This is a genomic window from Methylobacterium sp. WL103 (assembly GCF_008039885.1).
GTDB classification, from domain to species: domain Bacteria; phylum Pseudomonadota; class Alphaproteobacteria; order Rhizobiales; family Beijerinckiaceae; genus Methylobacterium; species Methylobacterium cerastii.
Window position 1 is genome coordinate 1 of the sequence record NZ_VRUX01000257.1, and the last position, 5,740, is coordinate 5,740.

At 70.4% G+C, this 5,740-nt stretch carries 7 protein-coding genes and 1 pseudogene; 6 read left to right on the plus strand and 2 right to left on the minus strand.

What is annotated here, in order from left to right; translation table 11 throughout:
• The 6 genes from FV222_RS15495 to FV222_RS15520 all read left to right on the plus strand — a co-directional run.
• On the plus strand, positions 1-781 hold a 781-nt coding region (locus FV222_RS15495; protein ID WP_147814989.1), incomplete at its 5' end, for an SDR family oxidoreductase.
• A gap of 34 nt (positions 782-815) precedes the next feature.
• Positions 816-1,676: an NAD(P)-dependent oxidoreductase gene (locus tag FV222_RS15500; protein WP_147814991.1), complete on the plus strand. Its 861-nt coding sequence runs from the start codon at positions 816-818 to the stop codon at positions 1,674-1,676.
• Positions 1,677-1,759: 83 nt separating this feature from the next.
• On the plus strand, positions 1,760-2,764 hold the full coding sequence (locus FV222_RS15505) for a magnesium transporter CorA family protein (RefSeq protein WP_147753763.1): 1,005 nt from the start codon (positions 1,760-1,762) through the stop codon (positions 2,762-2,764).
• A gap of 91 nt (positions 2,765-2,855) precedes the next feature.
• Complete coding sequence (locus tag FV222_RS15510) at positions 2,856-3,620, plus strand: SOS response-associated peptidase (protein WP_147764142.1); 765 nt, start codon at positions 2,856-2,858, stop codon at positions 3,618-3,620.
• Positions 3,621-3,670: 50 nt separating this feature from the next.
• Complete coding sequence (locus FV222_RS15515; RefSeq protein WP_147814993.1) at positions 3,671-4,288, plus strand: hypothetical protein; 618 nt, start codon at positions 3,671-3,673, stop codon at positions 4,286-4,288.
• Positions 4,289-4,325: 37 nt separating this feature from the next.
• A complete protein-coding gene (locus FV222_RS15520) occupies positions 4,326-4,544 on the plus strand; it encodes a hypothetical protein (RefSeq protein ID WP_147753760.1) in 219 nt (72 codons plus the stop codon).
• Between the two features lie 35 nt (positions 4,545-4,579).
• Here the strand turns inward: FV222_RS15520 and FV222_RS15525 are convergent, their stop codons facing one another.
• Positions 4,580-4,831 carry a hypothetical protein gene (locus tag FV222_RS15525; protein WP_246685484.1) on the minus strand — a complete coding sequence of 84 codons (252 nt, stop codon included), beginning with the start codon at positions 4,829-4,831 and terminating at the stop codon, positions 4,580-4,582.
• Between the two features lie 240 nt (positions 4,832-5,071).
• Positions 5,072-5,740: pseudogene (locus FV222_RS15530) on the minus strand (class I SAM-dependent RNA methyltransferase); the annotation flags it as partial.

Below are 5,740 nucleotides of genomic sequence, written 5' to 3' on the forward strand. Positions count from 1 at the left end.
GGGCATCGCCCGGGCGCTCGGCGAGGCCGGCGCCACGGTCGTCGTCACCGCCCGCTCCAGCGAGACCGGGCCGCGCACCGAGCAGCGCTCCGAATCGATCGAGGACACCAGCCGCGAGGTCGACGCGGCCGGCGGCGACGGGCACCACTACCTCTGCGACCACACCAGCGAGCGTGCCGTCGACGAACTCGTGCACTGGACGCTGCGCCGCTTCGGCCGCATCGACGTGGCGGTGTCGAGCGTCTGGGGCGGCAACGAGGGCTACGACGGCGAAAGCTACCCGGACGGGACCGGCTGGGGCACGCCGTTCTGGCGCCGGTCGGCGGAGCCGTTCGCGGAGTTCGCCCGCGTCGGCCCCTATCCCGGGCTGCTGCTCGCCCGCGCGGTGGCGCCGGCGATGGTCGCGGCCGGGTCGGGGCTGATCGCGCTGGTCTCCTTCGGCACCGCGGAGGGCTACCTCGGCGACGTCTACTACGACCTCGCCAAGGCGACGACGAACCGCCTCGCCTTCGCCTTCGGAGAGGAACTGCGCCCGCACGGGGTCGCCGCGCTGGCGCTCTCGCCGGGCTTCGTGCGCACCGAGCGCGTCTGCGACCTCGGGCAGGGTGCGCTCGCCACCGAGAGCCCGCTCTACGCCGGCCGCGCCCTGGCGGCGCTCGCCGCCGACCCCGGCGTGATCGCCCGGACCGGCCAGGTGATCCACGCCGGCGACGTCGCGGCGGAATACGGTTTCACGGATGCCGACGGGTCGCGGCCCGCCCGCTTCCGGATCGCGCCGTGACACGAATCCTCGACACGAACCCGCGGAGGACGCGATGACCGGCACCCTGGCCAAGAAGACCCTGTTCATCACCGGAGCCTCGCGCGGCATCGGGCTCGCCATCGGCCTGCGCGCGGCCCGCGACGGGGCCAACGTGGTGATCGCGGCCAAGACCGAGACGCCGCACCCCAAGCTCGAGGGCACGATCCATACCGCGGCCGCGGCGATCGAGGCGGCCGGCGGCCGGGCGCTGCCGCTGGTGGTCGACGTGCGCGACGAGGATTCGGTGCGCCAAGCCTTCGCACGCGCCGCGGAGACGTTCGGCGGCGTCGACATCGTGGTCAACAACGCCAGCGCGATCTCGCTGACCCCGACGAAGCAGACCGAGATGAAGCGCTTCGACCTGATGCATCAGATCAACACGCGCGGCACCTACATGGTCTCGAAATACGCGCTTCCCTACCTGGAGAAGGCGGACAACCCGCACATCCTGATGCTGTCGCCGCCCCTCGACATGGCGGAGAAGTGGTTTTCGCCGCACCTCGCCTACACCATGGCGAAGTTCGGCATGTCGCTGTGCGTGCTCGGGCTCGCGGGCGAGCTGCGCAGGTCGGGCATCGCGGTGAACGCGCTGTGGCCGCGGACCACGATCGCGACGGCCGCGGTCAACAACCTGCTCGGCGGCGAGGCCCTGATGCGGGCGAGCCGGACGCCCGAGATCATCGCGGACGCGGCCCACGTGCTGTTTCTGAAGCCGGCTCGCGAGATCACCGGCCAATTCCTGATCGACGACACGTTCCTGTCGCAGAACGGCGTCACGGATTTTTCGCAATACCGCGTCACCGCCGGCGTGCCCCTTGCGCCGGACTTCTTCGTGCCGGATGCAAGCACGCCGCCGCCCCACGCGCTCGACTGAGCGCAAGGCAAAGAGACGCGCTCGACTGAGCGCGAAACCCAAAGACGCGCTCGCCCGAGCGCCCATCCCCAGGTTCGCCCTTCGTGATCTTCATCCACCAGCCGGTCACCGGCACCGGCCAGATGCTGCTGGAGCGCCGCCCCCTCGAACTGCAGGACGCGATCCCCGACGACACCGTCTGGCTCGACATGATCAAGCCGACCCGGGAGGAGGACCTGAAGGTCGAGGCCTTCATGGGCATCCAGGTGCCGACCCGGGAGGAGATGAAGGACATCGAGCCGTCCGAGCTGCTCTACGTCGAGGACGGCGCCCGCTACATGACCGGGCGCGTGCTCTCGAAGGTCAGCGATTCGGAGGATCCCGGGCTCGCCGGCATCACCTTCATCCTGCAGGGCCGCAAGCTGGTGACGGTGCGCTACGAGGAGCCGCAGGCGTTCCGGATGTACACCCAGCGCGCCGGCCGGGCGACCGGGAGCGGGCCGACGGGGACGCCTTCGGGCGAGACCATCCTCGCCGGCCTGATCGAGGCGGTGATCGACCGGGCCGCCGACGTGCTCCAGCTCCAGGGCGAGCGCATCGACCGGCTCTCGGGCAAGATCTTCGAGGTCCAGGACGACCCCTCCGCCCGGAACACCGCGCTCCAGGACACGCTGCGGGCGCTCGGCCGCCACGGCGACCTGATCTCCAAGCAGCGCGAGAGCCTGGTTTCGATGGAGCGCATCCTGCTCTCGCTGTCGGCCACCTACCGGACCGCCAAGGCGCCGCGCGAGCTGCGCGAGGACGTGCGCTCGACGCTGCGCGACCTGCAGTCGCTGGAAGAGCACGCGACCTTCCTGTCCTCGAAGATCCAGTTCCTGCTCGACGCGACGCTCGGGCTGGTGAACCTGGAGCAGAACAACATCATCAAGCTGTTCTCGGTCATGGCGGTGGTGTTCATGCCCCCGACGCTGATCGCCTCGATCTACGGGATGAACTTCAAGGCGATGCCGGAGCTGGAATGGAGCTTCGGCTACCCGATGGCGGTGGTGATGATGGTGGTCGCCGCCGTGCTCCCCTACGTGTTCTTCCGCTGGAAGAAGTGGCTGTAGGCTGCCGTCGCGCGCCGCGGCAGTGCGAACGTCGCGAAAGGGCGAGCGTCGCGAGAAGGCGGGCGTCGCCGGCGGACAGGAGCCTCTGGGAATGTGCGGACGCTTCTTCATCGCCCAGGCGCCCGAACTCTTCGCGGAGTTCTACGGCTACCCGGAGCGTCCGAACTTCCCGCCGCGCTACAACGTGGCCCCGACGCAGCCGGTGCCGATCGTCGTCGGCGAGGGCGGGGCGCGGCACTTCCGGCTGGTGCGCTGGGGCTTCTGGCCGAGCTGGCTCAAGGACCCCAAGACCTTTCCGCTGGTGATCAACGCCCGGGTCGAGACCATCCTGGAGAAGCCGACCTTCCGCGGCGCGGTGCGCCACCGGCGCTGCGTCTTCCTGGCCGACGGCTTCTACGAATGGCGGCGCGAGGGCACCGGCCGCAACACCGTGCGGACGCCCTTCGCGATCTCGCGCGCGGACGGCGCCCCGATGGCGCTCGCCGGCCTATGGGAATCCTGGCTCGGGGCGGACGGCTCGGAGATCGACACGGCGGCCGTCGTCACCACCGGGGCGAACGGCACCATGGCGGCGGTCCACGACCGGATGCCGGCGATCCTCTCGCCCGAGCAGGTCGCGCCCTGGCTCGACACGCGGGACGTGGACCAGGCCGAGGCGGCGGCCCTCTGCCGCCCGTGCCCCGACGACTGGCTCCGCCTCGATCCCGTCTCCGACCGGGTGAACGCCGTGCGCAACGACGACGCGGCGCTGATCGCGCCGGTCGGGCGCCCCCGTCCGGCGCCGACGCCGCCGGACCTGCCCGCCGCAGAGAAGCCGCCCTCCAGCGACGAGGACGAGCAGGGGACTCTGTTCTAAGCGTAGGACTTCAATCACGGAAACGTGAGCGTCGGCGCTGATCCATGTTAGTGCCGTCCCGGATCGCATACGCGAACGCTTGCGTCCGAAATCACGCGCTCGTGACCTCCGCCAGGATCTCACTGTTCGGGGTGTCGGCAGAACCGTCGCAGGCGCGGATGGCGCGACGTCGCGAGGACCAGCGCTCGCTACCATCGTGCCGAGATCCGGTGCGAGCCGAAGCCGCCGACGTCCGCCCGCGCGCGACGATGGATCGTATGAGTTGTGAGAGCCGGTTGATGATGGCGTCTTGGTGCGAGAAGGCGATCCTCGCCGCGCAGATACGGCAGAGTCGCCGACGGATCGGCGATGCGAACGATCTGATGGAACGGTCCCGTTCCGCGATCGAGCGGTCGCGCGCGGCGATACGATCCTCCCACACGCAGATCGCCGCGCCGACGCGGGCCACGGCGTCGGCGACGCCCACCTCCGCCGCCCGGACGCTTCTGGCGGACCTGAGCGCCGATGCGCTCGACGCGATCGTCGACGACTTCTCCGCCGCCTACCTGGAAGCGGAGGCGACGGGGAACGACGAGACCGCCGAGATCGTTCGACAGGCCCTCGTCGTCCTCGGGCGCCACCTCGCCCATGAGCTCGGGCCGAAGGCGGCCGGAGTGCAAATCAACTGATTGGCTCCGTAGGAGACCGAGCCCAAGGGGTCATCGTGTGAAGAAGCCAGGCGTTCACGAATCCCTAGCGCGCGCGAGCCTGGAGCGGATCGCGCGCACGCTCGACGAGCCGGTCACCAAATTCTTTTCGCCGGGCGAGCACGAATCCCGCGATGCCGAGACGTTGGCCCTGGTCCGCGCCTTCGATCGCATCAAGGACCCGCAGGTCCGCGCCCGCTGCCTTTCGTTCGTGACGGCCGAGGCCGACCGGTCGTAGCCGGCGCGGCGCTCCTCTCATCGCGGACATCGGAACTACCCCTCCTGAGGCCGGGGGATGTGCCAGGTGCCGGTCATCACCAGTTCCGCGCTGTAGATCACCCCGCCGGCCTCGTTGCGCACGCTGACGGAGAAGGTGCGGTCGTCGCCGTTCGGGATCTTCTGTCGCGCCATGTCGGGCAGGGCGTCGATCGCCGTCGTGCGGGCTTCGAGCGGTCCCGGAAGGTCGAACCCGGCCTCGTCGATCACGCGGGCGTCGCCGTCGTCCGTGTCGATGTAGTAACGCATCACGCTTGCCGCTCGTCCGCGACCCCCGCGGAGAGAACCGGCCGGCGTGGACTTGGTTCTCCGACGGCGCGGACCGGACGGCGCAAGGACGACCCGGAGCGCATGCGCTCGTCGTCGTGCCGGTCGCAAGGGCGTTGTCTTCACGCGACCCGGCCTCCACCGTTCTGGAAGACGCGCCTTCTTGTCGGTGTGGTCGCGTTTTCTTCACGCGAGCCGGCGTCTACCTTGCTGGAAAACGCTTTAGAGCCGGCGCCGGGCCGCGACCGCCCGGCGGAACACGCCGACCATCTCGACATGGCCCGAGTACCGGAACTGGTCGACGGGGGTGACCCGCTCCAGGCTGAAGCCGGCCGCGACGAGGGTCGCCGCGTCGCGGGAGAAGGTGCCGGCGTCGCAGCTCACGCCGACAGCGAGCGGCACCTTCGATTCGGCGATCTGCTTCACCTGCGCCTGCGCGCCCGCCCGGGGCGGGTCGAAGACGACGGCGTCGTAATCGTTGAGATCGTGGGCGAGGACCGGCCGGCGGAACAGGTCGCGGGTCTCCGTGGTGATGCCCTTCAGCCCCTGCGCGCTGCGGTAGGAGCGCTCGATGCCGGCGAGCGCGCCGGCCTCGCTCTCGACGGCGTGGACGTTGCTGACGCGGGCCACGCCCAAGGTGAAGGGGCCGCAGCCCGAGAACAGGTCGATCGCGCGCTTGGTCTTCTTCGCGAAGGCGTCGCGCACCAGCCCGGTCAGCGCCGTCTCGCCGGCCGCCGTCGCCTGAAGGAAGCCGCCCGGCGGCGGATGCAGCCGCGTATCGCCCGAGACCACGGTGACGGCCTTGCGCTCCACCACCACGTCGCCGTGCAGCGACAGCCGGGCGAGGTCGAGGGCGCCGGCGAGCCGCACCAGCGTGGCGCGCACCCCGGC